21 protein-coding genes and 4 pseudogenes are annotated in these 26,299 nt (G+C 58.2%); 16 read left to right on the top strand and 9 right to left on the bottom strand.

All coding sequences use genetic code 11. The annotated features are described in order from the left end of the window. Positions 1-15: 15 nt before the first annotated feature. The 6 genes and pseudogenes from N1037_21015 to repC (N1037_20990) all read left to right on the top strand — a co-directional run bounded on the left by N1037_21015 (position 16) and on the right by repC (N1037_20990) (position 4,277). Positions 16-303 (top strand): annotated as a pseudogene (locus tag N1037_21015) (hypothetical protein). Positions 304-365: 62 nt separating this feature from the next. Next, positions 366-605, top strand: a pseudogene (locus N1037_21010) (transposase). Positions 606-849: 244 nt separating this feature from the next. Continuing rightward, on the top strand, positions 850-2,217 hold the full coding sequence (locus N1037_21005) for an IS110 family transposase (protein UWS81732.1): 1,368 nt from the start codon (positions 850-852) through the stop codon (positions 2,215-2,217). 2 nt (positions 2,218-2,219) lie between these two features. Next, positions 2,220-3,107: pseudogene (locus N1037_21000) on the top strand (IS3 family transposase). Positions 3,108-3,149: 42 nt separating this feature from the next. Beyond that, positions 3,150-3,911, top strand: a complete 762-nt coding sequence (gene repC / locus N1037_20995) for a plasmid replication protein RepC (GenBank protein UWS81731.1) — start codon at positions 3,150-3,152, stop codon at positions 3,909-3,911. A gap of 12 nt (positions 3,912-3,923) precedes the next feature. Further along, positions 3,924-4,277, top strand: a complete 354-nt coding sequence (gene repC / locus N1037_20990; GenBank protein UWS81730.1) for a replication initiation protein RepC — start codon at positions 3,924-3,926, stop codon at positions 4,275-4,277. A gap of 114 nt (positions 4,278-4,391) precedes the next feature. Here the strand turns inward: repC (N1037_20990) and N1037_20985 are convergent, their stop codons facing one another. Next, positions 4,392-5,519 (bottom strand): tyrosine-type recombinase/integrase, encoded by a 1,128-nt coding sequence (locus tag N1037_20985; GenBank protein UWS81739.1) that lies wholly within the window; start codon positions 5,517-5,519, stop codon positions 4,392-4,394. A gap of 113 nt (positions 5,520-5,632) precedes the next feature. On the opposite strand from N1037_20985, the gene N1037_20980 reads away from it, so the two are divergent. Together N1037_20980 and N1037_20975 are read left to right on the top strand one after the other, a co-directional pair. Beyond that, on the top strand, positions 5,633-6,517 hold the full coding sequence (locus N1037_20980; GenBank protein ID UWS81729.1) for a DUF1403 family protein: 885 nt from the start codon (positions 5,633-5,635) through the stop codon (positions 6,515-6,517). Between the two features lie 2 nt (positions 6,518-6,519). After that, positions 6,520-7,131 (top strand): SMC-Scp complex subunit ScpB, encoded by a 612-nt coding sequence (locus N1037_20975; GenBank protein UWS81728.1) that lies wholly within the window; start codon positions 6,520-6,522, stop codon positions 7,129-7,131. An 83-nt stretch (positions 7,132-7,214) separates the two neighbouring features. On the opposite strand, the gene N1037_20970 is transcribed toward N1037_20975, so the two are convergent. The 3 genes from N1037_20970 to N1037_20960 are packed head-to-tail and all read right to left on the bottom strand — an operon-like array spanning position 7,215 to position 12,349. Continuing rightward, positions 7,215-8,996 (bottom strand): ATP-dependent helicase, encoded by a 1,782-nt coding sequence (locus tag N1037_20970; GenBank protein UWS81727.1) that lies wholly within the window; start codon positions 8,994-8,996, stop codon positions 7,215-7,217. Continuing rightward, positions 8,989-10,794, bottom strand: coding sequence for an AAA family ATPase (locus N1037_20965; protein ID UWS81726.1), 1,806 nt, complete (start codon positions 10,792-10,794; stop codon positions 8,989-8,991). The genes N1037_20970 and N1037_20965 overlap by 8 nt, the downstream gene beginning before the upstream one ends. 16 nt (positions 10,795-10,810) lie before the next feature. Beyond that, positions 10,811-12,349: a Fic family protein gene (locus N1037_20960; protein ID UWS81725.1), complete on the bottom strand. Its 1,539-nt coding sequence runs from the start codon at positions 12,347-12,349 to the stop codon at positions 10,811-10,813. A gap of 302 nt (positions 12,350-12,651) precedes the next feature. On the opposite strand from N1037_20960, the gene N1037_20955 reads away from it, so the two are divergent. The 4 genes and pseudogenes from N1037_20955 to N1037_20940 all read left to right on the top strand — a co-directional run bounded on the left by N1037_20955 (position 12,652) and on the right by N1037_20940 (position 16,345). Further along, the gene (locus N1037_20955; protein UWS81724.1) at positions 12,652-14,280 is read left to right on the top strand and encodes a Mu transposase C-terminal domain-containing protein; all 1,629 of its coding nucleotides are present in this window, start codon (positions 12,652-12,654) and stop codon (positions 14,278-14,280) included. Next, positions 14,258-15,115 (top strand): TniB family NTP-binding protein, encoded by an 858-nt coding sequence (locus N1037_20950; GenBank protein ID UWS81723.1) that lies wholly within the window; start codon positions 14,258-14,260, stop codon positions 15,113-15,115. The genes N1037_20955 and N1037_20950 overlap by 23 nt, the downstream gene beginning before the upstream one ends. A gap of 68 nt (positions 15,116-15,183) precedes the next feature. Beyond that, positions 15,184-16,044 (top strand): TniQ family protein, encoded by an 861-nt coding sequence (locus tag N1037_20945; protein ID UWS81722.1) that lies wholly within the window; start codon positions 15,184-15,186, stop codon positions 16,042-16,044. Between the two features lie 97 nt (positions 16,045-16,141). Continuing rightward, a pseudogene (locus N1037_20940) lies at positions 16,142-16,345 on the top strand (SMC-Scp complex subunit ScpB). Positions 16,346-16,401: 56 nt separating this feature from the next. Here N1037_20940 and N1037_20935 read toward each other — a convergent pair. From N1037_20935 to N1037_20915, 5 genes are all read right to left on the bottom strand, one after another. Next, complete coding sequence (locus N1037_20935; GenBank protein ID UWS81721.1) at positions 16,402-17,667, bottom strand: nucleotide-binding protein; 1,266 nt, start codon at positions 17,665-17,667, stop codon at positions 16,402-16,404. Further along, on the bottom strand, positions 17,664-18,578 hold the full coding sequence (locus N1037_20930) for a nucleotidyl transferase AbiEii/AbiGii toxin family protein (protein ID UWS81720.1): 915 nt from the start codon (positions 18,576-18,578) through the stop codon (positions 17,664-17,666). Before N1037_20930 ends, N1037_20935 begins: the two co-directional genes overlap by 4 nt. Next, entirely contained in the window at positions 18,568-19,416 is an 849-nt protein-coding gene (locus N1037_20925; GenBank protein ID UWS81719.1) for a type IV toxin-antitoxin system AbiEi family antitoxin, read from the bottom strand. Before N1037_20925 ends, N1037_20930 begins: the two co-directional genes overlap by 11 nt. Before the next feature lie 158 nt (positions 19,417-19,574). Beyond that, a complete protein-coding gene (locus tag N1037_20920; protein ID UWS81718.1) occupies positions 19,575-20,144 on the bottom strand; it encodes an ImmA/IrrE family metallo-endopeptidase in 570 nt (189 codons plus the stop codon). Continuing rightward, positions 20,145-20,462: a helix-turn-helix domain-containing protein gene (locus N1037_20915; protein ID UWS81717.1), complete on the bottom strand. Its 318-nt coding sequence runs from the start codon at positions 20,460-20,462 to the stop codon at positions 20,145-20,147. 161 nt (positions 20,463-20,623) lie between these two features. On the opposite strand from N1037_20915, the gene N1037_20910 reads away from it, so the two are divergent. The 4 genes from N1037_20910 (at position 20,624) to N1037_20895 (ending at position 25,531) form a co-directional block, all read left to right on the top strand. Next, positions 20,624-20,845, top strand: coding sequence for a DUF2188 domain-containing protein (locus N1037_20910; protein UWS81716.1), 222 nt, complete (start codon positions 20,624-20,626; stop codon positions 20,843-20,845). A gap of 68 nt (positions 20,846-20,913) precedes the next feature. Next, on the top strand, positions 20,914-22,044 hold the full coding sequence (locus N1037_20905) for a hypothetical protein (protein UWS81715.1): 1,131 nt from the start codon (positions 20,914-20,916) through the stop codon (positions 22,042-22,044). Then, a complete protein-coding gene (locus N1037_20900) occupies positions 22,044-24,329 on the top strand; it encodes a ThiF family adenylyltransferase (protein UWS81714.1) in 2,286 nt (761 codons plus the stop codon). The genes N1037_20905 and N1037_20900 overlap by 1 nt, the downstream gene beginning before the upstream one ends. Continuing rightward, complete coding sequence (locus N1037_20895; GenBank protein ID UWS81713.1) at positions 24,326-25,531, top strand: patatin-like phospholipase family protein; 1,206 nt, start codon at positions 24,326-24,328, stop codon at positions 25,529-25,531. The genes N1037_20900 and N1037_20895 overlap by 4 nt, the downstream gene beginning before the upstream one ends. Positions 25,532-26,299 lie beyond the last annotated feature (768 nt).

Below are 26,299 nucleotides of genomic sequence, written 5' to 3'. Positions count from 1 at the left end.
GACAAGGAACCTCTCATACAAACAGAAGTATTGCGCGTGCTGCGCGCAGAAGCTCAGTCGTGATGGCGACATCGAGAGCTTAGAAGAACTGGTGACCTTGATGAGGCTTGTCGGCTGGAACGCCAAACAATCAGTCGCGATATTGGGTATCTGCGGGCGGCGATCAACAACCCCAACGCCTATGTCAGCTGCGGTAGGGGAGGGACCATTCTTCACCTCGGGCTGACAACAGTGTCGCTCTATGCCGCCGTTGAACGCTTCCCGCTCGCCAACTTGGCTGTCCGGCTTGGAACGCCTCTGATTGGACCTGTCGCCGTTTGGTGCCGCTCCTTTGATAGCATAATGTGCAGCGAAGGAGACGATCTATGGGCACAGGAAGAACGGATGAATTTCGCAAAGATGCGGTGCGAATTGCAGTGATCAGCGGGCTGACACGGCGTCAGGTTGCTGACGATCTTGGTGTTGGTCTTTCGACCTCGAACAAATGGGTGACGGCGCATCGGGAAACGGATGTGGTTTCGCCTGAGGATCGCGAGCTTGCGCGGGAGAACGAACGGCTTCGTCGCGAGAACCGAATCCTCAAGGAGGAGAGGGATATATTAAAAAACCGTTCTGGGTTGGGGTCCGCCTGTGCGCGGTAGAAACAGCCTGTGCTACGGTCGCGCCATGAAGGGCAGCGGCCGTTCGCTTATTGGTGGTCTCGACGCTGTCGTGAACCCCGTTAAAAAACGTGGTCCATGGGTTGATGCGAACCTGAGAGTGGTGACGCTGTTTTGGCAGTGATCCCGGTTAGGAAGATGACGGATTTGCATAGCCCACGCCCTTCTGTTGCCAACAGGAGGATAGACAATGGCAAAGCAAAAGACTCACAAGAGCCCTACGATTGAGACCGTAAAGACTGGCGCTGCCGCAGTTGATATCGGATCGCGTGAACATATGGCGGCAGTTAATCCCGATGTGACAGACGCACCGGTGCGCGCGTTTGGGACCTTCACTCATGATCTGCATGATCTCGCTGACTGGTTCAAATCGCACGGTGTGACCAGCGTCGCGATGGAATCCACGGGCGTTTACTGGATCCCAGCTTACGAGATATTAGAGCAGCACGGCTTCGAGGTCATTCTGGTCAACGCCCGGTACGCCAAGAACGTGCCTGGCCGGAAGACGGACGTAAGTGACGCCAGTTGGTTACGGCAGCTGCATTCATATGGGCTTCTGCGTGGCAGCTTTCGACCAACGGCCGAGATTGCAACGTTGCGTGCATATCTGCGACAGCGTGAACGGTTGGTGGAATATGCAGCTGCCCACATTCAACACATGCAGAAAGCACTGATGGAGATGAACCTCCAACTGCATCATGTTGTGTCTGACATCACCGGTATTACGGGGATGAAGATCATCCGGGCCATCGTCGCCGGCGAACGGGATTTGGGCGTGTTGGCCTCCTATCGTGACGTGCGTTGCAAGGCTTCAACTGAGACAATCAAAGCTGCGCTCAATGGGAATGATCGCGCCGAACACATCTTTGCGCTGACCCAGTCGCTAGAACTCTATGACTTCTATCAGGCCAAGATGCTGGAATGTGATCGCCATCTTGAGGCAACGCTGGCGGGATTAGGTGCAGACACCGATCACGATCCCAGCAAGTTGCCGCGCGCGCGTACCAAGACCAAGCAGGTCAGTACGCCTTCGTTTGACGTGCGGGCCGCGCTGTTTGGTGTCCTCGGCGTTGATCTGACACAAATCCATGGGATGGGACCGTCCCTGTCGCTCAAGTTGGTTGGCGAATGCGGCACTGATCTGCGCGCATGGCCAAGCGCTAAACACTTCACGTCATGGCTCTGTCTGGCACCGGGCAACAAGATATCCGGCGGCAAGGTGTTATCATCCCGAACACGGCGATCATCCAGCCGCGCCGCTGCTCTCTTGCGATTGGCAGCCGTCACTATTGGGCGAAGTGACACCGCCTTGGGCGCTTTTTATCGCCGACTGGCAGCGCGCGCGGGTAAGGCCAAGGCAGTCACTGCGACGGCGCGCAAAATTGCAGTTCTGTTCTACAACACCCTTCGTCACGGCATGACCTATCAGGACCCCGGCGCGTCCCATTACGAGGAACGATACCGCAATCGCGTGCTCGGCAATCTCAAGCGCAGAGCAAAGTCATTCGGCTTTGATTTGCAAGAATTGCCGCAGGAGGCTGACATGGCTGTTTCTTAGGAAGCCACCCAGTTCTTCGCGAGCCAAAAGCCATGAGGTTTCGGTTCGTTGAAGAACAGCGTGGGGCCTTCCCGATTGACCGGCTCTGTCAAGTTATGAACGTCAGCCCGCGCGGTTTGCGGGCTTTCCGCAGCCGTCCGGCCAGCCGCAGGCAGCGCACTGATATGGTCGTCCTGGCCCACATCAAGGAACAGTCTCGTCTGAGCTTGGGCAGCTACGGCAGGCCCCGAATGACCGAAGAGCTGAAGGAAGTTGGCATCGATGTGGGGCACCGCCGGGTGGGCCGCCTGATGCGCGAGAACGGGATCACCGTTGAAAGAACGCGCAAGTTCAAGGCGACCACGGACCGCGATCATACCTTCAACATCGCCCCGAACCTGCTGGATCGCGACTTCAAAGCAGATCAGCCGAACCAGAAATGGGCGGGCGACATCAGCTATATCTGGACCCGCGAGGGCTGGCTGTATCTGGCCGTCATCCTCGATCTGCATTCCCGGCGTGTCATTGGTTGGGCTGTCAGCAATCGCATGAAGCGTGACCTTGCAATCCGGGCCTTGAAAATGGCCATCGCTTTCCGAGCGCCACCCAAAGGCTGCATCTTCCACAGCGATCGCGGCAGCCAATACTGTTCCCATGACTACCAGAAGATCCTGCGCCAGCATGGCTTCAAAGTCTCCATGAGCGGCAAAGGTAATTGTTATGACAATGCAGCCGTCGAGACGTTCTTTAAAACCATCAAGGCCGAGCTGATCTGGCGGCGGTCATGGGCAACCAGGCGGCAAGCCGAGATGGCAATCTTCGAATACATCAATGGCTTCTACAATCCACGTCGACGGCACTCAGCATTGGGCTGGAAAAGCCCGGTCGCCTTCGAACGGAAAGTGGCTTAACCGAGCACCTGGGGCGGCACGAAAACGTGACAGGTCCACAGGATGCTCCTCGACACGCTCGGGGCCTTTACGCAGGCCCAAGACTGGGAGGAGGGGCAACGCCCTATCGTCTGGGCGTCGAACGCCTATCTGATGGAGCAGACGGGGTTCTCGCTCTCCGCGCTCAAGCGCCATGCCCGACGCCTGGCCGAGATTGGCGTGATCTCCTTCCAGGACAGCCCGAACGGCAAGTGGTGGGACCGCAGGGACGCCGAGGGGCGCATCGTCGAGGCCTATGGCTTTGATTTGTCGCCGCTGTCGGCGCGTGTCGAGGAGTTCGAGGAGCTCCATGCCGATTTGCAGGCCGAGCGCGAACTCTGTCAGCGCCTGAAGCGCCAGATCACGGTTGCCCGCCGTATGATCCGCGCTCGGATCGAGGCGGCCGTCAGCAGCGCGCTGCGCGGGCCCTGGGCGCAGTTCACGGGGCTCTTCGAAGAGTTATTGGACCGGCTTCCGCGCCGCCACGAAGCTTCTGAGCAGCTTGCACGGTTGCTGGGCTGGTTCAAGGATCTCCAGAAGCGTGTCGAGGCGGCCTATCTCAAGGCAACAGAGGCTACCCAGCCTGTGGAAAATACGCCTGAAACCAAGGAGCAAGTTTCCGAGAAGACTCAAGAAATGAACCCCAGGGAGGTCATTTCTGACCCTCATATACTAATTACAAACCAACTTAATCCTGGAACTAGTAATTCCTCAGAAAATGAGGAAATCGCGGCCGTGGTGCCCAATGCGCAACCCGAAGATCGGGTTGATAGGGAGCTGGAATAGTGGGTGGCAGAGGTGCGCAAGAAGCGCGCAGCGCTGGATCTGCCCACTGTGATGCAGGCCTGTCCTGAATTCGCGTCCTGGGCGCGCAATATGGGCGGGTTCCTGAATGATTGGGGCGATCTGCATCGTGTTGCCGGTCAACTCAGGCCGATGATCGGAGTGTCCGAGCATGCTTGGAACGTGGCGCAGGACCGGCTGGGCAAACAGGTGGCGACAGCGGCGCTGGCGCTTGTCTTCGAGAAGCATTGCACGGGCGAGGTTTCGTCGCCGGGCGGCTATCTGCGCGGCATGGTCGAGAAGGCCGGGGCAGGGGAGTTGCATCTCGAGCGCAGCTTCTATGGCAGGCTCAGAGGGCAGGCAGCGTGATACAGCATTCCCAGTTTTCATTGCCAATAAGGATCGGTTCTTCGCGTTCGAGCCAAAGGCCAGAGGCAGCGAAAACCGATGCGTTCGTAACTGGAAATGCTCTTTGGCAGGGGGTCACAACCCGGCTGCCTGCGTCAGGTTCACTCGGAACCGGTCGCGGCGGCGTTGATAGCGGCGGGTCATTTCGGCTGAGGCGTGTCCCAGTTGCTTTTGCACGTAGCGCTCGTCTACTTCGGCCGAACTGGCGAGCCCTGCGCGCAAGGAGTGACCGGAAAACAGCGCGAGCCGGTCCTTTTCGGGCAGCTCGGACCGAATTCCGGCGTCCAGAACCGTGCGTTTGATCAGCCGAGCGACATGCTTGTCGTTCAATCTCGCTTCGGAGGCCCTTTTGCCATCGCGCGAGGTGCCGACAAAGATCGGACCGAAGTCGATCTTGGCGAAGCGCAGCCATTCTTCGAGTGCATGCACGGGGCAGGTATGGTCCTTGGAGCCGCGGCCGATCTCGACCTCGCGCCAACCGGTTTTGGCATTGAGGGTGAGTAGAGCACCCTTGTCGAAGATCTCGATCCAGCCGCCAGAGTCCGGCGTGTCGTCCTTGTGAACGTCGAGGCTCACAATTTCCGAGCGCCGGAGGCCGCCGGCATAGCCCAAGAGCAGGATCGCCCGGTCCCTCAACCCGCGCAGGTCGTAGGGCAGGGTGGCCACCATCGCGAGAATGTCTTCGGCCAGGATCGCTTCCTTCTGCACCGGCGGACGCGCATGCTTGCGCTTGATCCCTGCGAGCACGGTGGCGATATGGCGGTTCTTGCGATCAAGGTTGAAGCCGCGCTGCGCGTAGTTCCAGGCGAGACCGGACAGGCGGCGGTCTATCGTACTGACCGACAGGGGTCGGGACGCCGACTGCGAAGGGGAGGAGCCTGATCCGGACGCCAGGTCGGCGAGATAAAGCCCGATCATTTCAGGTGACGGAGGCAGCGGCTCGACGCCCTTCATCCGGCACCATCGCGCGAAATGCGTCCAGTCCTTCGCATAAGCCTTCAGCGTGTTGTCCGACGCCGCCGCGCGCGCATAGTTGCGGGCGGTGTCGACCAGGCGATCGAGCGCGCCTGAGCCAGCCACAAAGGACGGCAGGCTCAAGCCCTCGCCGTCAGGACGATCTCTCTCGTTGTCCTCGTTGGCCGAAGACCCGATCGGTGGTTCTGAGCTCGATTTCTCGGTGTTTTCTGACATGCCGCCGAGCATATTCATTGATGTCCGATAATACAAACTTATTGGACATTGAATGCAACGGCAACGAGGGGCGGTTAGATCGCTATTTTCTGGCGAAAAGCGCCGCGCAAGTGTAGGGTCTGAGCATGACATTTGCCCTACCGGATCACATCAGCGGCCTCGAAAATTTACCCCGGATGCCTGCCTGGGTCACCTCCACGCGTGCTGAAACCCTTGAAGATGTTGCGTTTTTGTCGGGCGCTGCGCTGAACCACCTGCATCTTGTGTTGGGACACGAGGCGGTGCCCCAAGCCTTGTTGCGGGACCGCCTCGCGCTGCGCGCGGCCGAGTCTTGCGTGGGGTTTTCGGGGCGGTCGGAGCGGCTAGGGGAGTTGCGCGACGCCGTGCACCTGCTGAGGCCCGACGACCTGCCCGGACCGGCGGGGGAAACCTACCTTGCCTGGCGGCACGCGGTGGAGCGACCGGTATCGATCAAGGCTCTGGGTCGGGCTTTGCCGAGCCTCGACCCCGGCCAGATTGCTGCGCGTCTTGATGCAGGGAATGGGATGCCGGTGACCCGTGCCGCGATGGTGCAGGAGGCAGTGCTGACGGAGGCACCCCATGCCGAAGTGCCAGCGTTGATCCTCGCGGATGCGGCCTTCGCCCAAGCCCTCGGTTGGGATCAACTCATGCCGCTGCTGGCCGCGGGCCTGAAACGTGCCGACCTGCGCAAGCAAGGCGGCGACTTGCGCATCGCTTGTCATCGGGCGCTCATTTCATCGGCGGTCGAGGCCGTGCGCCTCGCCACCGACCTCGCGCGTCGGGCGACGCATCTGAAGGCGGTCGCTCCCAAGCTGCGGGCCAAGGGCGCGGTCGACGCGGTCGAGATGTTCCTGACCCGCGATGCCGTGGCGCCGTCGGCCTTGCCTTTGCCGGATCGGGCGGCACGGCGGCTCTGTGACCGGCTGGTCGACCTCGGCGCGGTGCGCGAGCTGACCGGGCGCGACACCTTTCGGCTTTATGGGGTGTAGCGATGGCAAAGGATGGCCCTGAAGCCGAGCTTGACCGCGATTTGACTGACTTGCCACCGGAGCTGCGCTGGCGGGAATGGATGCGCCGGATAGAGGCGGTGCTCTTTGCCTCTGCATCGCCGGTGCCGCGCGAAGACCTGACGCGGGTCGTGGGGCAGGGGGCCTCGGTTGACCTGCTCGTCGAGGACCTCGCCGCCGATCTGGAGGGGCGGGCCTTCGAGATCGCCCAGGTCGCCGGCGGCTGGATGTTCCGGACGCGACCCGTCTACGCGCCCGCGATCCGCGCTGCGGCAGATGTCGGCGACCAACTGCTGGACTTGAGTGAATTCGACGTCGCGGTCCTGGCCGCTATCGCCTACCACCAGCCGATAACCCGCGACGGACTCAAGGACATCTTCGGCAAGGAAATCAGTCGCGATCTGATCGGGCGGCTGCACGCACGCAACCTGATCGGGACCGGGCCAAGGTCACCCCGGCGAGGGGCCCCCTATACCTTCGTCACCACCGAGCAGTTCCTTGTCGCCTTTGGGTTGGAAAGCCTGCGCGATCTTCCCGATCGGGAGCAGCTGGTGGACGCAGGCGTGGTAGGTGCAGCTGAGCCGGGTACCCTGTAAAATGGCCGCGCGTCGACTGTATAGCCCATGGGTATCGGCTTTCTAGCAAAAGCTCTTTCCGCTCTCGCCGTTAGGCAGTTTTGCTATTGATCGAGGCGTGCAGCAAGTTCGGTCACGAAAGGCGAGGGGCGCGAGATAGAATGCATGATATGTACTTCCGATTTTGCCCTCGTAAATCCCACGTAGAAAAGGCGTCGAGCTTCCAACTTCTGTGACGCAGTGGAATTGTTTCTCGGAATGCTCCCCTGATCCATGCCAAACATGATGACGATCGGAAATTCTCGACCTTTGGCACTGTGAAGTGTTGAAAGGTGCAGGCTGTCGTTCCCTTCGCTTTGGCCGGCGAACTGACTGACAGTCATATCTTCACAATCTTTGCCTGGTTGGGTGCGCGCGATGAAGGTGTCCAGTGTTTCGCCCTCATCTTTCATTGAGCGGCACTTAACCATCAGGTCTTTGATGATTGCCGCGCGAACATCTGACAGCCATTTTCTCAGTACCAAGGTGCCATCGCGCCGCGACCAGAGGCATTGCATTAGCGCTCGTTGGAAGGCGAGGCGCATCTCGGGTGTGTTGATCTCTTCAGCGAACAGGCGTGCGCCTTCGTTGACCAGATGGTTGAAACGCGGTGATCCTGTTTGCCATCCGCCCGAACACCATTTCGCACAGCTTTCCAGCCAGCGCATCAAGCGGCTCGCGCGAGGATAAATTGCGTTCGTATCAGTTCTGATAACTGACAAGCCGACCTGCTGGGCTACTTCGGCGACCTTGTCACCTAGCCAGGCAGCTGGGTAGAGGATAGCGATGTCTCCGGGCTCCAAATCCGGATGTCGTTTGGCGATGTCAGCAATGACTGTCCTGAACGCCTCTGCGGCCTGGTGTTCGTAGCTACCCTGCTGAGGGTGAAAATAGACAGTGCCTTCCTCTGCATCGTCAAGCGCCTTGTAGTCTCGCGCTTCGCCAAGCGCAAAATTGGATGCTTCTACAATCTTCGATCCAGATCGGTAGTTCAGTCGCAACCGCACACATTCGACGTCATCACGGGCCGCCAGTTCGCGAAGAAGCTGTGGGTTCGCCCCGTTGAATTCATAGATGGATTGGTCGGCGTCTCCGACTGCGAAAAGCTTCATCCCGGTGCTGAAACACAAGCCCATGACCATACGATGGAGCGCTCTTCCGAGGTCTTGATATTCATCGACAACAAGAACGGGGTACTTGGCGAGAATGGCGCGCTGCAGCCATTCATGTTCGCGCAGCGCCCTGACGGCCAGAAGAGGCATATCGTCAAAATCAATTCGCCCCATTGCCCTGAGTTCGGCCTCAAAGGCCTCAACCAATGCGGCCATCTCGGGATCAGTTTCACGCCATTCCGCGCTGCTTCTGTTCAGAATGGATCGACGGTAGGTGCCCATCGTGAAATCGAGCTGTTGTGGGTTGTCACGCCCGCCAATCACCTTCCTATAAGCGGTTTCCAATGCTTGACGCCGCTCCGCGCGGGTTGCGACGCAAAACTCGTCGGGGAGCCCCATGTCGGCTGCCTTGGCATACGGTAGGACGATCTGTGTAAGGGAGAAGGAGTGGACAGTCCCAATAAACGCTCTTCTTCCGGCCTCAATGCCGAGCGCTGATAGTCTGGTTTCGAGCTCCCGGGCGCATTCATTGTTGTAGGTGATGCAGGCGAGGCCCCGTGGCTCCTGAATATCTTCGGCCAGAAGACGTGCCAACTTGACGGTCAAGGTCTTTGTCTTCCCGCTACCTGGCCCAGCAAGGACAACACAGTGTCCCTTGGATTCGTAGGCTGCCCATTGTGCAGGGTTGGCCCGTAGATCTTCGGCAGCTTTCAGGTAGATGGACGCGTCAGACACGTTTCACCACATGTCGGATAGCATCTTCGATATAGCGCGGGGGCTTTCGTCCTTCGATTTTAGAGGCAAGGCGTTGTGCAAAGCGCCCTTTCCCAACCACATCGATCAGCTTGAGCATCTGGTCGTGGTCGATACTGTCGTGATCAGCAATCCAGGCATCGACCTGCGCTTGTCTCGCCTTGCTCCATTTTCCTTCGTTGAGCGTGTCGAGAATGTCAGCTGCGAACCCGTCTTCGTACAGATCTGTCTCAAGAGTGCGGATGTTCGTATAAATGCCGAAATCTTCGAAGCGATCTGCGAGATCGTCTTCATCCTTGTTTTCGGCGATGTCTTCCAATTCCTTTGCGAGCGCTCTTGGGATTTTTTTTGTTCTGGCGCGCTCGATCGCGACCGCAAGTTTGATTCCTCGATTTACGGCCAAGGATTTGCTCTTCGGCATTGGATCCCAATCTGTAATGATCGAGAAGGGAATGTCCAGGGAGGTCAAAAATTTCGCATAGGGCGTGAAATTTGTCCCGGCGACTGAGCACACGGTAATTCCGAGCATATCGAGCGAACAGCCAAGAGCCTCAGCGAAGAGTGGGACAAGGAATTTTTCTGCGTCGCCTTCGACCAAAATGATACCGCGGGCGAAAAGCATCTCAGCACGCGTCACATCCAGATACCGCGTGAGATCGTCGACCTCATCATCTGTCAGTCTTATCGACGCTGTAGAGCAGCCGGTCGTGCCCTCGTCAGCTTTCTCTTTGAGCAAGAGAATGGAACGCAACGGGGCAACGCTGGCAATATGCGGCGAGTGCGAAGTCAGTAGCACTGACATTTGCTTCTGCTGATCAGGATTATCAACTGACTTAAAAAGGTGGCGATAAACTGATCGTTGCAAATGCGGGTGAAGGTGGGCTTCAGGTTCTTCGATGGCCAATAGCGTATGATCGCGATGGTTCTCCGCAATCAGCCTGCTCAGTTCCAGCATCTTGAGGCTCAGGAACATGATGTTGGCCGAGCCCAGACTTGCGTCATTGATGGACCGCCTGCCGTCATCGATCAGCAGCCTTATGTTGCGAAAAAGGCGTGTGACATCGGTGGCGCCAAAGCCAAGCCGTGGTTTGACATCCTGCTTGGGGCCGCTCATGGCTGCAAAGAGTTGTCCGAGGTCTTTCTCAAGATCCCCGACACTCGGGAACGCCGTCAATTTTTCGGTAGCTTCCTCGATTGCTTCACCGATCTCATCAAGATCTGCCTGGTCGATGTCGGCGAAAGCTTCCTCGATGAGCGGGCGTAGAGGCGATCGGCGCCACGCCGCGAGATCACCTTCGGCGTCACGAAGAGCTGGCAACAGGTCCATGGTCAGGCGGCGGCGGAGGTCATGGCCGAAACGTTTCGTCTCGCTTTCGCCGCCGAAACAAATGAACTCCAGGTCGTCATCCGATGTTGGCGCACGGCCCAATCCCGGTCGTGCGCGACATTCGTAGGTCAGGCGGACCGTGTCGGGGTCATCGTCGAGGCGGAAGTCCGTGAGTAGAGCAAGGATATCGAGGTCAGTGTCAAATTCTTCGATTTCGACACCAATGACTATCTTGTCGTCTTCTTTCAGGCCCCCAAGGCCGTCCCAGAAATCGGCGAGGCCAAGTTCACGGGCGCTGTCGGGCAGAGAGGGATCAAACAGCAACCGGAGGGCATGCATCAGGTTGCTTTTGCCGACCTTGTTTTCGCCAACCACAACAACGTTTCCATCGAGGGCTACGTCCAGTTTTGAAAAATTCCGAAAGTTCTCAATCACAATCCGTGATAAGTGCATGCAAGGCCACCTCGATCTAAACCATAATTTCTGCAAAGACGTGCTCGATTCGTGCCGTTTCGTCGTCGGTCAATGCCTTGAACTCATTGGTTCGGGCGCGACGCGACAGGGTGCCTCCGTTCTGTTGAAGGAAGCGAAACAACAGATCGATGGTGCGGTCAGGCATATCAACAATGGCTTCGACCTGGCTGCGGAATGCATCGTAACTTCGAAGGAATGCTGTCTCGTACGGCAGGTCTTCTTCGATTGTCTTTTGGACGCATGAATAGAGGAATTCTGCGTGTGGCGTCGCGTCGAAGAAGCGGTAGAAATCGCCTGTGTCGTTCAAGACCCGAACGTTGAATTTCTCCGTCGGCTCCCACTCGATTAGCGGCAGCAGTCGTGCTGAATAGCTCTCAAGAACCGTTCTATACTCACCTATGCGTTCTAGGATCGCGGCGGACACCGGAAAGACCACCCCTGGTGGGTTGAAGCCGCGTTCCGCCAGAACATGGTGGATCAGGTAGCGGTGCAGCCGGCCGTTACCGTCTTCAAACGGGTGTATGTAGACAAAACCGAATGCGAGGATTGCAGCGGACACGATCGGGTCAGAGTGCCGAGACGCACCGTGATTAAAAGCGATCATCCCGTCAGTCAGGGACGGAAGATCTTCATGCCGGGCACTTATATGATCAGGCAACGGCATCCTTGTTTCGCGGTCATGCTCGCCAACAAAACCGCCCTCGTCGCGGAAACCCAGCTTGATGAACCGGGCATCACCTATGACGATCCGTTGCAGTCGTAGCAGCTCATCGCGGTCGAGCGGCTGGCGACCGGCCTCGCCGATCGCACGGCCCCAACGCTGAATTCGGTCTTGTGGCGGACGCTCGCCTTCGATCTCGTAGCTGGAACGTGAGTCTTTGAGTAGAAGGAAGGCAGCCGTCCGAGCGAGCAAGTCCCGGGGGACGTCGGCGATGACCGCGCGGGCTCGACTGGCCAGGTCCATCGCGATGAACTCGTCTAGCTTTTGCGTGCGAAAGACCAGCGGGCAGAAGTCTCTGGTTCCCGGCAGATTATTTTTAACGCGATATCGGGGAGCGTTTTCCCCTTCCGTCGCGAACTGTTGGTCGGGATCAACGACAGGCACGTAGCGACCGCCCTCTGCATCTGGCAGATTCAGTCGGCTTCCCGTTAGCCATTCAAACAAAAACCAGATGCGCCTTGCGTAGCTGCCGGTCGGCTTTTTGCGCACGATGTCAACAATGCCATCAGGCCCGGTGGCCGCAAACAGCTTCGCGAGGACAGCAAGATCAAGCCCTTCGTATTTGAGAGCGAAGGTGAGGTGGCCATCTAAGTCTGCACTCGGGGCGTGGCGCGGCGTCAGGATGCGCCAAACCTCATCCTCAACGACCCGGTGATGGTTCCCAGTTGCCGAAAGTTTGCGGGGCAGTGGCACAGACAATCTGTAGGCGTCAATCAGTGCGCTGTAGCCTGCCAAGGTGGCGGTCTCAGGAAGGCGACGCTCCTGAAAAACGGTTCTCGGGCCCGAAAAAAGTACCTGTTGGTCCGATGGCATGAATTCCGTTCCCTTGGCGTGAATTTTTGCTGCAGAGCATAGCGTCCATGAAATCCGTTCCTAGCACATGAAAAATGTTCTTGAATAGGCATTATTCATGAAAAACAGTTCAAACTTACGACACAGTCCGGGTGTCACTGTACCCTAATTAATCAGAATCCGGCCTGAAATTGCCCCGTGAAATCAATGGCGGTTTGTACCTTTAATTTTCATATTGTACCGTTAATTAGCATACTGTGCCCTTAATTGCCGTACGGTCTGAGTTGTGGATAAGTGTCGACCTATTGGGGAGGGGGATTTGCGTGGTAAACGAGCGTCTTGCGAAACACCGTGCGGCGGTTCTTCGGCCGATCCTGGAGCTTGAGAAGAGAGGTGAGCCGATCAGCGCGGCTATCGGAGATGCCGCTTGGGAACTGGGCTTGGCGAAAAGCCACACATGGTCGCTCTACCGACGTCTGAGAGAGAACGATGCACGTGCCACGGCGTTGGAGTTGGACCGTCGCGGGCCGAAACCGGGATCGAAACGGATTGCTGAAGACGTCGAAATCATCATCGATGAGAGCCTGCGAAGATACTATCTGGTCCGCGAGCGCTCGAGCTTTCTTCGCATCTGGCGCGAGATCCGTGCCGAATGCGAGGCGAAGGGGTTTCAGCCCCCGACCCGGAGAACGGTCAAGGCACGTCTAGACGCTATGGATAAGCGAGAGGTCTTCCGGAAACGGCGCGGAGCAGAGGCGGCTGACAAGGTCTTTGCCGCGCGTCCTGGCCGACTTGAAGTTTCAGCCCCGCTGGAAGTCGTTCAGATCGATCATACAACTTCGGACATCACGTTGGTCGATCACGTCAATCGACGGCCGCTTGCGCGCCCCTATCTGACGGTGGCCATCGACGTCGCGAGCCGGATCGTTCTCGGGGTCCATGTCACTTTCGATGAGCCATCTGTCTTGTCGATCGCCTTGTGTCTCGATCACTGTGTGCGCCGGAAATCGGTGCACGTCCCTGGAACACTGGAAGAGGTGATTTGGCCGACGGCCGGCATTCCTAAGGCGATCCACGTCGACAATGCGCAGGAGTTCCACAGTGACGCCTTTAGAATGGCCTGCGAAGATTGGGGCATTACTGTCGAGTATCGTCCGCTTGGCGGCAAACACTATGGCGGTCATGTCGAACGGCTGATCGGAACGACCATGGGTGCCGTTCATGTGCTGCCCGGGACTACGCATTCCTCAATCGTCGAGAAGGGCGACTATGACAGTGAGAAGCATGCGGCCCTGACACTGATCGAGTTTGAGGATTGGCTTCATCTGGAAATCTGCCGATACCACAATACGGTTCACGAAGCTCTCGGACGAACGCCGCTTGCGGCATGGGCGGACATGGGCGGGGATACTGCGGGACGGCAGGTCGTCGACATAGAAGCCTTTCGGACAAGCTTCCTGCCATTCGAGTGGCGCCAGCTCGGACGCACTGGGATCACGCTTTTCGGGGTCAATTACTGGAGTGATGCCTTCGCGTCGTTGGTCGGACGCGGGCAGGGTAAGGTACAGGTGAAATACGATCCGCGAGACTTGTCGCAGATCTGGGTCATCACCGATGATGGCCGCGTGATCTCGGCCCGGTACCGGGATCTCAGCCACCCGCGTATATCGCTTTGGGAAAGTCGGCGGGCGCGGAAAGAATGGCATGATAAACATGGTGGCCGGATCAACGAGCGGGTCCTATTCCAATTGATTGACGCGCAGCGGCGGCTGGCTGAGGCAGCGCGCCAAAAGACGCGGACTGCCCGGTTGGAAGACGAAAGAGGTGCTCGGCTTCCCCGGCACCAACCGCGCCGCGATCCATCGCGCGAAATGTTCGCGATTGATACAGGCAACCCTGATCTGCCAACCTATGAGATTGATGAGTTTAATGACCCCAGAAGAAAGAATTGACCGTATCCGCGGCGATCATTGGATCGCGTTCGACCGTGCCACGATTGTTCTCAACCGATTGACCTCCCTTATGGAAATGCCGCAACAGAGCCGGATGCCTGGCCTGATGGTCTATGGTAGCTCCGGCATCGGTAAGACGATGATCGCCAAACGCATGGCCAGCAAGTATCCGACGCAGTACAATGCCGAACTGGGCGTCACGAAGACACCCATCCTGCTGGTTCAGGCGCCGCCCGCGCCGGATGAGCGCCGGTTCTATCAACACATCCTGTCGACGATCGGGGCGCCGATGTGGGGGCGTCACACGGTGTCCGAGCTTGAGGTGCGCGCGCTAAGCCATCTTCGGGACATGGACCTGAAGATGCTGATGATCGACGAAGTGCATAACCTGCTTGCCGGCAGTTACCGGGAGCAACGACGGTTCCTGAACATGCTACGGTTTCTGTCCAACGATCTCTGCGCGTCGCTTGTCGTTTTCGGTGTCAACGAGGCCCTCGAGGCCGTCCGCGGTGACGACCAACTGGCCCGTCGGCTGGACGAACACTACCTGCCGCTCTGGGAAGACGACGTAGAGTTCTCCCGTCTGATCCAGACGTTGATCGCCGCGATGGCGCTCGAACAGCGGTCTGGCCTGACGGTCGCGTCGCTTCGGACGATCCTGAAGGTGACCGGCGGTGTCACATCGCGCGTGTTCATCATGATCAAGTCTTTGGCCATAGAAGCGATCGAGACAGGTGAGGAGCGGATCACCGACGAGGCGGTTCAGTCCTGGCAGCCGGTCTGGGCAAAGCATGCCTGGAACATCCCTCGCCAACCCGCCGCAGCATTCGGGTGACCGTCAGACCGCTACCGTTTCGACCGCCGCCTGCACGCGATGAGCTTCTGTCCAGCTGGATCGGGCGATTGGCGAAGGCCAATCACTGCTCCGCTGAAGAACTTTGCGGCTATCTTGGTTTGGGGCAGGGCAGGGTGCCGGAGCGTATCAACGATCTCGGACAGGTAGACTGGGCCCGCCTCTGCTCGGCAGTTCAACTGACCCGGCATGAGATTGCGGCCATGACCCTTCCGGATGCGACGCAACACGGCGTACAATACGTGTCGTGGCATGACTTCCAGTATTGTCCGAGGTGTGTTGAGAAAATACCCGATCTGGTGCTTCGCCATTGGCGCTTGGCGTGGTCGATTACCTGCGAAACTTGCGGTCAGGCTCTGGCAACCAATTATCCAGCCAAAGATGTGTCAGGCAGACTTCGTGCTCGAGCTTTGTGCGGCGTGGAAGCCCTAAAGACGGCTGTCGCCACGAACAATCGCGCGCGGTTGCGCCGGGTGGATTTGACCATGCATCTCATGGCAGTTCTGGAGATCGGGAACCTGAGGGCGCTCACATCGGGGAACGAGCGCGAAAGGTTAATGGCGCTTGCCGCAGTTGGTGTTAGCGTGACTCGTCCCGTTTTGGGTGCTGCCATCATTCTACGTGGAAACGAACGGATGGTCTTTGAGTTGCGCCGCGCCTTTCCTCAACATCGTCGGGTGATTGAGCAGGCCCGTGGGTTGTCGCAGGACCTTGGCCAGCGGTTTCCTGGGCGGCGGAAAACAGAGCATCCGACCAGGAAGACGCATGGAACGAGCCCCCCAAGTGCATCCGTGAGCGCTCTGCAGGCAGCTCGTCAGGCCATATCCGAACTTGGCGCCGGCGCAAACCGTGAAGCGCTTCTGACCCGCGCCGATGCAATCTGGAAAAGCTCAGATGGTGTCAAATCCTGAGGCGTGAAGCCTGTGGAAATATTGTAATTAAGGGTACAAAAACGCCCCAAAATGAGCTGAATCCGCAGAATCTGATTAAATAGGGTACAGTGACAATATCTTCGGCAAGGAGATTAGTCGCGATCTGATCGGGCGGCTGCATGCACGCAACCTGATCGGGACTGGGCCAAGGTCGCCCCGGCGAGGGGCCCCCTATACCTTCGTCACCACCGAGCAGTTCCTTGTTGCCTTCGGGTTGGAGAGCCTTCGCGATCTTCCCGATCGGGAACAGTTGGAGGATGCTGGGGTTGTGGAGGTGTGATGAGGCCAACAGTTATCCGTGATGACGCTCCGGTCGAGTTGGCAATTCTCCAAGGCTCAGTTTCTCCTTCGCACCTCGAAATGTTGGGCAAACTCTTCCTTTGTCATCGGCTCGATGCTGAATGCGTCTCGCAGTGAGTTCCACGTCCTGTGAAGAAGTTGCATGCGCCGCTCATCTGGCCAATCGCGCTCCGTTTCGTCGACCAAGAGACCGCTCTTACGGGATCTCGCGGGCACGTAGCCGGATTGCATCGGCCAGACCGCGTCCGACATGCCATCGATCCCCATGACGATCCGTCTTCGCTTCGACGCGCCCAATGCGTCAAGGCAGGCCATACCGCTTGCCAATCCCCTGATCCAATTGGAGAACAGATGTCCGTAAGAGATGTGTTTCTGGCCCTTGTGCTCGGTGAACGCCACACCGTCTGACATCCACATTTCGCCGCTGTCTTCGAGGTATGCCGCAAGGTTTCGTGAACGGCAGGTTCCATCCTCTTCCCGGCCCGCGACCCAGTACGTCACGAACCCGAACGGGCACGATCCGAAATTTCCGCCGCTTCCTGCCCCTGTGGGAGCCCGGAGACGCGCGCTGTCTGGCAATTGCTCCAGCGCAGTGATCGATGGACGGCCGTTGGGAAAGCCTGCGGGGATGATCCTGAGCCAGGCTCGCGATAAGTCCAAAGGCCTTACACGAGCAACTTCACCGAAGCCGTCGGAATGTGTCACGGGCCATTCCGCTTTCCATAGGCCCGGCGAATGAGGGTCGCCATCGACGCCCAGAATAGGTTCGGCGGCGGACCTAGCGTCGCGGACCAGATCAATATTGACCCGGACGGCTTCGGCCAGTTGCTTGATGAGGGCTTCCCGAACCGTTTTCCGTTCCGCCTTTGTCGCCTCCGCAGCTAAAGTGTAGGTCAGTATTCGGCGGTGCCGGATATCGAAGGGTAGATTCTCAACGGTGTCACCGTTCGCCGTATTCAAGACAGCAATGATCCTTTCAAACCCTATGGCACTCATCGCGTAGCCGAGCTCGACCATGACGTTCGGATTCGGTAGTGCTTTTCCGCCAGCAGACATAGCGATAGGCGTGACGTCGGCGACCATTACGGCGCTTCTGGATATCTTCTCCAAGATCGTCTGGCTGATGTCTGCCATTCCGGCGGTTGCTTTCGTTTCGTGATCCAGGGCCACTCTCTCGACATCTTCGACATCGAGAGTTTCACTGACTCGGTCGACAGCGATGGCTAGAGCATCTCGTATGAAATCCCGATTCAGTCTTGCGGGCAGGTCATTCTGCCATGACCAAAACACGGTGTCGGTCATCGCCAGATGCCCTCAAGTTCCTCTGCCTGTCTGTGCCGTCTTTCGGCTTCAAGTCGGTCGAGATTGGCTAGCTTCCAGCGAACGGCGGGCAGGTTGGCCGCGTCCGTGAGGCCAGAAAGATTCCAGTCAATTTCGCCTCTTTCCACACCAACAAGAAAGGCGCGGTGCTCGTCCGGCATCTGCGCAACTATTGCTTCAATCATCTCTTCACGGGTTGCGACCAGCTCTTCCAGTTCGACCAACTCCGTGGTCATGCCTAAGAAGTTCTCCTCGAAATCCGAGCGAATGTCCTTTCGGGTCGGAGCGAGAACTTCGATAGCCGGCCGGTTATGGCTCACGATGTAGGCCAAGAACGCTTTTCGCAATGACGTCGAGATTCCTTCCTTCCTCAGGAGATCCCGCACGTCGAAGAGGTCGCGGGGGTGTTGGCGATCAAGTGCGGCGACGATCTTGCCCGCGTAGAGATCGTCAAAAGAAACTACTTGGGTTTCTGCGTAGCCGAACTGGTCTTCGACCGACGGCGCAACCTGCATGACTCTGGGTTCGAACACGCAACCGCGGGCTACAGGTGTCACTTCGACCTTGATCTGAGTTTCCGGTGTCCGGACGACCAGACGGGTGACGATCCCTTCCTTGTGCAGCCGACTGGGAACGACCTTGGTTTGAGGCACGGCTTCCGAGATGGATTTCGATATCCGGTCTAACGCGGCGTCTATGTCGGCGAGGGATTCTTCCCGGGCTTTCACGGGTAGGTAAGTCAGGTCGATATCGACGGACAGGCGTGGCAGGTCTCGGACGAACAAATTTATCGCAGTCCCGCCCTTCAGCGCGAACACGTTTTCTTCAGCCACTGAGGGGAGGACCCGGATCAAAAGATCGACTTGCTGTCGGAACCGTTCATCAGTTGCCATCAAGATTCTCCGGCACAGTTATTTGGTATTTGGCGTCCAACTTGCCTCCTTTTGCAATCACCCGCTTGCCACTGCCGATGTTGATTGCATCGAGATCGAGTCGTTTGAACCAGGCGTGATCGTTCCGCTCGGCGAACCACAGAAAGAGTCGGTTGACCTTCACGCTGCCGCAGTTTTCGAGTGACGTCTGGAGTTGCCTGGGGCTGAGGTTTGAAAGTCCGGTGAACAGTTCTGCAGCGTGCTCGAAGGACTGGTGTGTCGGGATCTCGTCCAGAAATTCCAGAATGGCTCGCTCCGGACGGGAGATCACCATCGGCCAGGATCTGTCACCCCAGACATGGAGTCTCAACCCACCGTCGGGGTTGTCCAATGTCTCGACATTGCCTGTCGACGAAATTGGTGGGAGGTCTTGGATCGCCTTGAAGATCGCCTCCGACTTGAACAGCTTTTTCGCATTTCGCGTCTGGAAATCGATCTCGGGGTCGATTTCGTTGAGCCATTTGGACAGGGGGGCTTCCGTGTAGAGGTGAACCTTTCTCCGCTTTCCCATGGTTACGTAGTGACCGTAGCCTTGAAGTTCGAGTGCGCTGAGGCCCCCGACGATGACCGGAATTCGCATGAGTGATTGCAGCGAGATGATCAGGTGTTGCCATCGCGTTTCGGCACCGGGCCGCTTATAGATCCCTCGTGCGGGCTGCTCCAACCAACCGTTCGCGACGTATTTGCTTCGCAGTGCGCTCGAGTAACCTGCCTCGTCCAACCATCGCGAGCTGGCGACCAAACCTTCTGGAAGGAGGCGCTGCAACGAGTTGAGCTTTTGTCCTCTTTGCACACTCATGGTTTGCTTTCAGGCCTCTTCGTAAACTCAAGCTGGTTTGATGTATGCTGTATTTAGTAACTTAAGGTGCGCAAAAATGGAATATGTCAAACCAAAAAGCATAGCTGAAGCACGAATGTGAACAACAGCGCCCACCATAATTACATATTTATAATGGGTTAGACGCGGCGGCGCGACAGTTGGTAATCCACACCCGTCATCCGAAACCGCCACTTCAGCATCTCCGGACTGACGAGATGTTCCTCGCAAGCGTCGCGATCTGACATGCGCCGACGACGAATAGACAGAAGGGCGGGCCGGGGCAGCAGCAAGGCTCCGGCCAGCCAGTCGGCTTCGTCTTCTTGGTCTTGATCGAAATTACCTGGAACAAGAGAGCCGTCCTCCAGGATGCAGGCTTTTGCAAGTTCGTGACCCAAGATGATGTGCGCCAGCTCGTGCATCACCACGTTGTTGCGGCGACCTTTAGAGGAGACCGGTTTGTGGACGACAAGATGGGCCGCGCCTAATCTCATCGTGAGGGCGGACCACGATTGATCGGTCTCGTCGCTCAGAACCGACCTGGCGCTTTCCGATATCCCATCGACGTCATCGGTAGACCAAACGGTGACTCGAAGCTCCTCCGCCAAACGGTCGGCAGACAGCGCATCATGATCCAACAGACCGAACTGTTTTCGAAACTCGACCGATCGCCGCTCACATTGAGATTTGAACCCTCGTCTGAATGCCACTTAGTGTCCTCGAGCCTCGACGTCTTGTTCGAATTGTCGCGAGGCCTGGGTGATGAGTTCTGCCAGTGCGAGAGCGGTTGCTTGCGGGACGGCTTTCCTGTTCTTGAATGCGATTTGAAGGTCTCCAACGCCGGTGAACTTCGAAGGCTCCTCCCCCAACCATTCGCTGAGTTTGTTGAGCGTGCCCACGTCTGGGACATGCCCTTTCTCGATCCTCGTGAGTGTCGTTGGACTGATCCCGATCTCCTTCGCGGCAGCCCTAACCCCCATGTTTCCCCGTCGCCTTAAGACTAGTGGGGCGAGTTCGTTGATATTCATATGCCCTCCTTAGTGTTTCTTAGACTGGTATTAGTGGTGCGAAGACTGTTTACTTTGTCCGGCTTCTGACCTATACCAGTCTGTGAAACACTTGAATCATGCCGCAGGGCCGGGGTCAACAGTTTCGAATCGAGGCGAGCTAGGAAAATAAGGAGAATTCGATGTCAAAGCGTATTCATGTGGTCCCCCACGGGGATGGTTGGGCTGCACGCCGTGAGGGCGCTACCCGGGTCGGATCCACGCATGCGACTCAGGCAGAGGCGACCGCAGCCGCACGCACCACGGCGATCCGAGAGCGAGGCGAGGTCGTCATCCATCGGCCCAATGGCCAGATCCGAGATGCAAACTCCTATGGGAATGATCCCTATCCGCCGAAAGGCTAGGCTCCAGCATGGGGCTGGAGGTCAAAAAACGGCCCAATCTGCTCGGGCAAAAATATTAGGACAGTGAAATGCAGGCTCTGGTGAACTTCTTTCCGCTCGGCAACGCCGATACCGCCCGCCTCGACCTTGCTGATGGGCGCAAGATCCTGATCGACTTCGCCGCAATGCGTTGCGACGACGATGAAGATGACAAGCGTTGCGACTTGCCGGCGACACTCCGCCGCGACTTGCATAAAGCGGACCGCGACTACTTCGATGCAGTTTGCATCACTCACACTGACACCGATCACTGTAAAGGTTTCGGTGACTTCTTCTGGCTCGATCATGCTGCGCTCTACCAAGGCAAGGGTCGCGTAAAGATCAGGGAACTCTGGGTACCTGCAGCGGCAATCCTGGAAGAGAACTTGAAGGATGATGCGCGATTGGTCCGTGCGGAGGCACGGTACCGTTTGCGTCAGGGCAAGGGTATTCGAGTGTTCTCTCGCCCCGATCGGCTAAAGGCCTGGATGGAGGCGGAAGGCATCGACTTTGAAAGCCGCAAGCACTTGATTGTGGATGCTGGCAAACTCGTGCCTGGGTACGCACTGACTGGACCAGAGAAGGTAGAGTTTTTTGTGCACTGCCCGTTCGGCTGGCGACAGGATGAAAACACTGTCGTCGATCGCAACGAAGATTCGATCGTTATGCAGGCCACCTTTGTCGAGGGCGGCCAGAAGACGAGGCTGCTTCTCGCCTCAGACGTCAATTACGAGACGCTGGCTGCGATCGTCCAAGTCAGCCGGAAGCACGGCAATGAGGACAGGCTCGCTTGGGATCTGATGAAGCTGCCGCACCATTGCTCCTACAAGTCGTTGGGGCCGGAGCGTGGCTCGAACGAGACTGTCCCTGACCCCGACGTCAAGTGGCTGTTCGAGGATCAGCGCCAACCCGGCAGCGACATCATCTCTCCGTCCTGGCCGATCCCCGTCAAAGGGTCGAAGGCCGACGACGACGTCCAGCCCCCGCACCGGCAGGCTGCAAACTATCACCGTCGCATCACTGTGGCGCACGACGGCGAATTCATCGTGACGATGGAGCACCCGTCGAAGAGTGATCCTAAGCCCTTCGCATACAAGATCACGGCATTTGGTTTCGCCCTTGCGCTTGCTGCGCCGATGGTTGCTGGAACCGCCGCGGCGGCGTCACCCAGGGCTGGTTAATGGACGTCGAAGCCTGGCTCACGGCATCCTTCGACGAAGTGATCGAGGTCGATGACCTCACCTCTTCGGCAGCGGCATCGTTTGCACGGTTTGTCGACCGGCATGCCGCCGAGCTCGCTGCCGTCGTCGCACTACGCAGGGGAGGGGCCGGTGAGCTTGTAGAACTCACCTTCAGGACCGGCATGCCGCAGCAGAGCGTCGTGCCAATCCGGCGCACAGAACGAATTGGCGTTCGCTTCGCTGGCGGCGATTCGATGCCATTCGTCTACGTGTTGCGGAGCGATTTCCCCGACACCGCCCACCAAAACCTCACTGCCGAAGGATCACCCCGCGCGATCTGTATCGATGACCGAAGTTGGGCGGAAGCGCGCCTCACATGGACACCGGCCGAGCTTGTCCAGCGTATCCTTGCCTGGTTTCGGCGAGCTGCCGAGGGCGCATTGCATGACGCCCGGCAGCCGGTCGACCCGCTCATGTTCGGGACCGGCTACAACATCATCATGTCCCGTGCGTTGATCGATAACGCCAACACACAGGATCTCGTCGCTGTCCCTGACGACACGGGCACGCTGATGCGCGTGATCCCGCTTTCCCAGCTGCAGGGGCGCACACTGGCTTTGCCGTTGACGGTAGCCGCATATCGAGTGCCTCCGGCGCAGATGGTGCGGCTTTCGTTCGCGCCAGGTAACCTTGGCAGCCTTGCCGACTTGCTCACAGCACGTGGGATCGATCTATTTGCCGACCTGCGTACGCGCCTCGCTGAATGGTTGAACGACGCGCGCACTAATGCGGCGCGGATCAATTTCTGCCTAGCCGTGGTCGTCGAGATGCCGATTACCTCACCAGACGGAACACAACAGGGCACAGATTTTCGGGCCTTCGTCACTGCTGAGAAGGTTGGTGACATCGCGGTCGCGCTCGGAATTGCTCACAGGGTCGAAAGCAAGGATCAGGGCGGAGCCGCCGGCTTCGTTACCGCTTTGGCCGCCGGAGCTGTGGATGAAGCTGCGCTGATAGCGATGGCCGTGCTGCCGGTCGAAGTCCACGCAACCTTTGACCGAGACCTTGCGACCCGGCTTGCGGGCCGCATCATCCCGGATGAACGCAAGGCCGTGATCGTCGGAGGGGGCGCGATCGGTGCCCATGTCGCCCCTTGTCTTGCCCGAGAGGGGCGTTTTCGCTGGACCGTGATAGACGATGACGTCCTGCTTCCACACAACCTTGCTCGTCATATCGGCTTCGGCGGCGACGTCACTAGGCGCAAATCTGAATTGCTCGCCGGGGCATTGGCGAACATTCTTGACGATGAAGATTCTGTGGCTACAGCGATAACCGCCCAGGTAGGGGTTGAAGGGCAGCGAAATGACGACGTTGATGCTGCGCTCGATAGCGCCGACATTATCGTGGATGCATCCGCTTCTTTGCTGGCGGAGCGCTTCCTCTCTGACCATGAATCCAAGGCTCGGCGGTTCAGCATCTTTTTTAGCCCGGCGGGGGATGCCGCCGTTCTGCTGGCCGAACCGATCGATCGCAGCGTCACGCTACGCGATCTGGAAGCGCAGTATCTGAGGCATGTCGTCCGGGAGGAGGCTCTCTCGGGTCATTTGGAAACCCCGGTGCGGACTTTCGCCTATACCGGCGCTTGCCGTGCCATCACAAACCTGATCCCGGAGTCGCGTGTCATGGCCCTAAGTGGGCTGGTTGCGGAAGGTCTGGGACGGGCCGCCGACGCTGATGAAGGGATCATCCGGATCTGGTCGCTTGGTACAGAGGGTCAAGTCAGGAGCTTCTCCTATCCTGCGGAGGATGTGCGTCGCTTCGATATTGACGGCTGGCAGGTATCACTCGATGCTGGACTCCGCTCACGCATCACGGCCATGCGCCATGAATGCCTGCCGAAAGAGACGGGAGGTATCCTGCTCGGGGTCGTCGACATTCCTGCCCGGAAAATACACCTTGCCGATGCCGCCAAAGCACCTGTTGACAGCACCGGATCGCCAACCGGCTTCGTTCGCGGCACCGACGGCGTCCAACAGATGATCGACCGATCTATGGCTGAGACACACGGACAGCTGCGCTACGTCGGTGAGTGGCATTCACATCCGCCACTGGTCGGGGTGATGCCGAGCGTTACCGACCTGTCCCAGATCAATTGGCTCGCCACCATATTTGACATGGATACCTTGCCCGGGCTGATGTTGATTGCCGGGGAGGCCGAACTCGCTGTCGTATTCATGCGCCATAGTGAAGACTCTTCTCCGCTAGCCGAAGGGTCGGTCCGATGAGTAAGCCCGTCATTGGCCTCTCGCTTTCGGGCGGCGGATCCCGCGCCATCGCCTTCCATCTAGGATGTCTGCGCGCCTTGCATGATCTGGGAATTCTTGGCGAAGTTCGGGTCATCTCCACCGTATCGGGGGGAAGCGTCATTGGCGCACTTTATGCGGCCAATGACGAACCGTTTCCGGTCTTCGAGACGAAAGTGCGTTCGTTGCTTGCCTCCGGCTTGGTGCGCCCGGCCTTGCGCAAGGTGTTCACGACCACCGAAGGCCTGCGCGCGATCTACTGTGCTACCCTTCTTAGGGTGATCAACCTCGCAATCTTGGCGATCGCGACCGGACCGCGCCTCCTTTCGCTGATGCTGCCACCGACCGCACGTACACGCTGGAGCTTCGACAAGTTACGCGCACCGCTGCCGCGTTTCGCGAGCAGGACGACGATCCTACGTAGGGTTTTGGACGAAGATGTCTTTCACGGACTTAAGTTGCGGGAATTGCCCGCGACGCGCCCACTTCTGATTATCAACGCTGCGGATTTGCGCACAGGTTCGGCGTTCTATTTTTCGCGAGAGAAGTCCGGATCGTGGCGTCTCGGGGAACTTGCCGGTTCACAGACGACTCTTGCGCACGCAGTCATAGCCTCCGCAGCATATCCGCTATTTCTGCCGGCGCTTGATGAACGTCTCGCTTTCAACAAACCTGACGGATCGCGGCGCGAGGAGCACGTCACCCTGACCGACGGCGGGGTATACGACAACTTGGGCCTTGCGCCGCTTTGGCCTGATCGGGACTCCTCGGTGAGCCTGAACGTTTCTGGCGTGGACACGATCATAAGTTGCCGCGCGGGTTACGGTTTGCGATTTGATCCGCCCAGCCAATTCTTCATGGCGCGGCTTACAAGCACGTTCACTTGCATCTTTGACAGGGCTCAGAATGCTGCTGTGAAGCGCCTGTTCGATTTAAAGTCATCTGGACAGATTAAGAGGTTTGCCATGCCCTTTCTTGGGCAGGATGACTCCCGCCTCGCCGTTCCGCCATCGGATCTTGTGTCACGAGAAGATGCACATGGATATCCTACCGACTTCTCTGCCATGCCGGACGAGTGGATCAGGAAACTCAGCAAGCGTGGCGAACAGTTGACATACGCTTTGATTGCCGAACACATGCCCGATCTGGTTTCTGAATTGCAGCAGAGCGAAAGCTGTTCCTAGAACAGGCATGGCAAAAACCTCCTTTGTCGTCACTGGAAAAGCTGCGAGCGTTAGTGCCGCTTGCCTTCGGAATTCTCGGAAATTTGCGCCAGTTTGGTCCTTGTAACAGAGGATGACAATTGTGCCTCAGAAGTCCTGTTGTTTGATCTTGGCACCTCCTGCCCTTTGGTCAGGACCGCGCCCTACTCGTCGGCTGCGCGCAGCCGACCTCCCCGAGCTGATACGCTGCCTCTCCCTGCGACGTGCTGCTGGCCGAGCAGTCTCCTCCAGAGCCAGCCCGACCAGCCGTCGCATGGTCGTGGCAACGCTTCATCTCGGCCGTTCCGGTTACGGTCTCTGGGGCGGGCGCGTGACAACAGTGAACTCGTACCTCGCGTCTTGGTCGGTGTTATTTCTTGCATTGCTGGACATGCTGTCCCGCCCCGTCATCATGGGCCGCAAACGACGTCCGACGACCGCCGGATTGTATTGGCCGCAGCTGGCACAAGGCCGGTGGTCGTCGTGACGCGCAAATCGTAATACTTCGGTCTGCCGTGGAGGGTCCTTTCGAAATCCGGGTGAGCTGAGCAGGCTGTAGAGGCTTCGACGGCATCCCTACTGCTCTTCCAGACAACACACATCGCCTTGCCACGGAAACCAGCCGTTGCGGCACGTGAGCCAGGGTCAGGCAAAGCTCTGACTCGCCCGGGTCCGGATCGGTGCAAGAAGACAGAGAAGACACCGACCCCCGCAGCCTCTCTGTTTGCAGTTCACCCACCTTCCTTCGCG

Source organism: Phaeobacter sp. G2, from assembly GCA_025163595.1.
Classification (GTDB): Bacteria; Pseudomonadota; Alphaproteobacteria; order Rhodobacterales; family Rhodobacteraceae; genus Pseudophaeobacter.
Note: the sequence above shows the minus strand (reverse complement) of the source record. Positions and strands in the feature narration are given on the sequence as shown.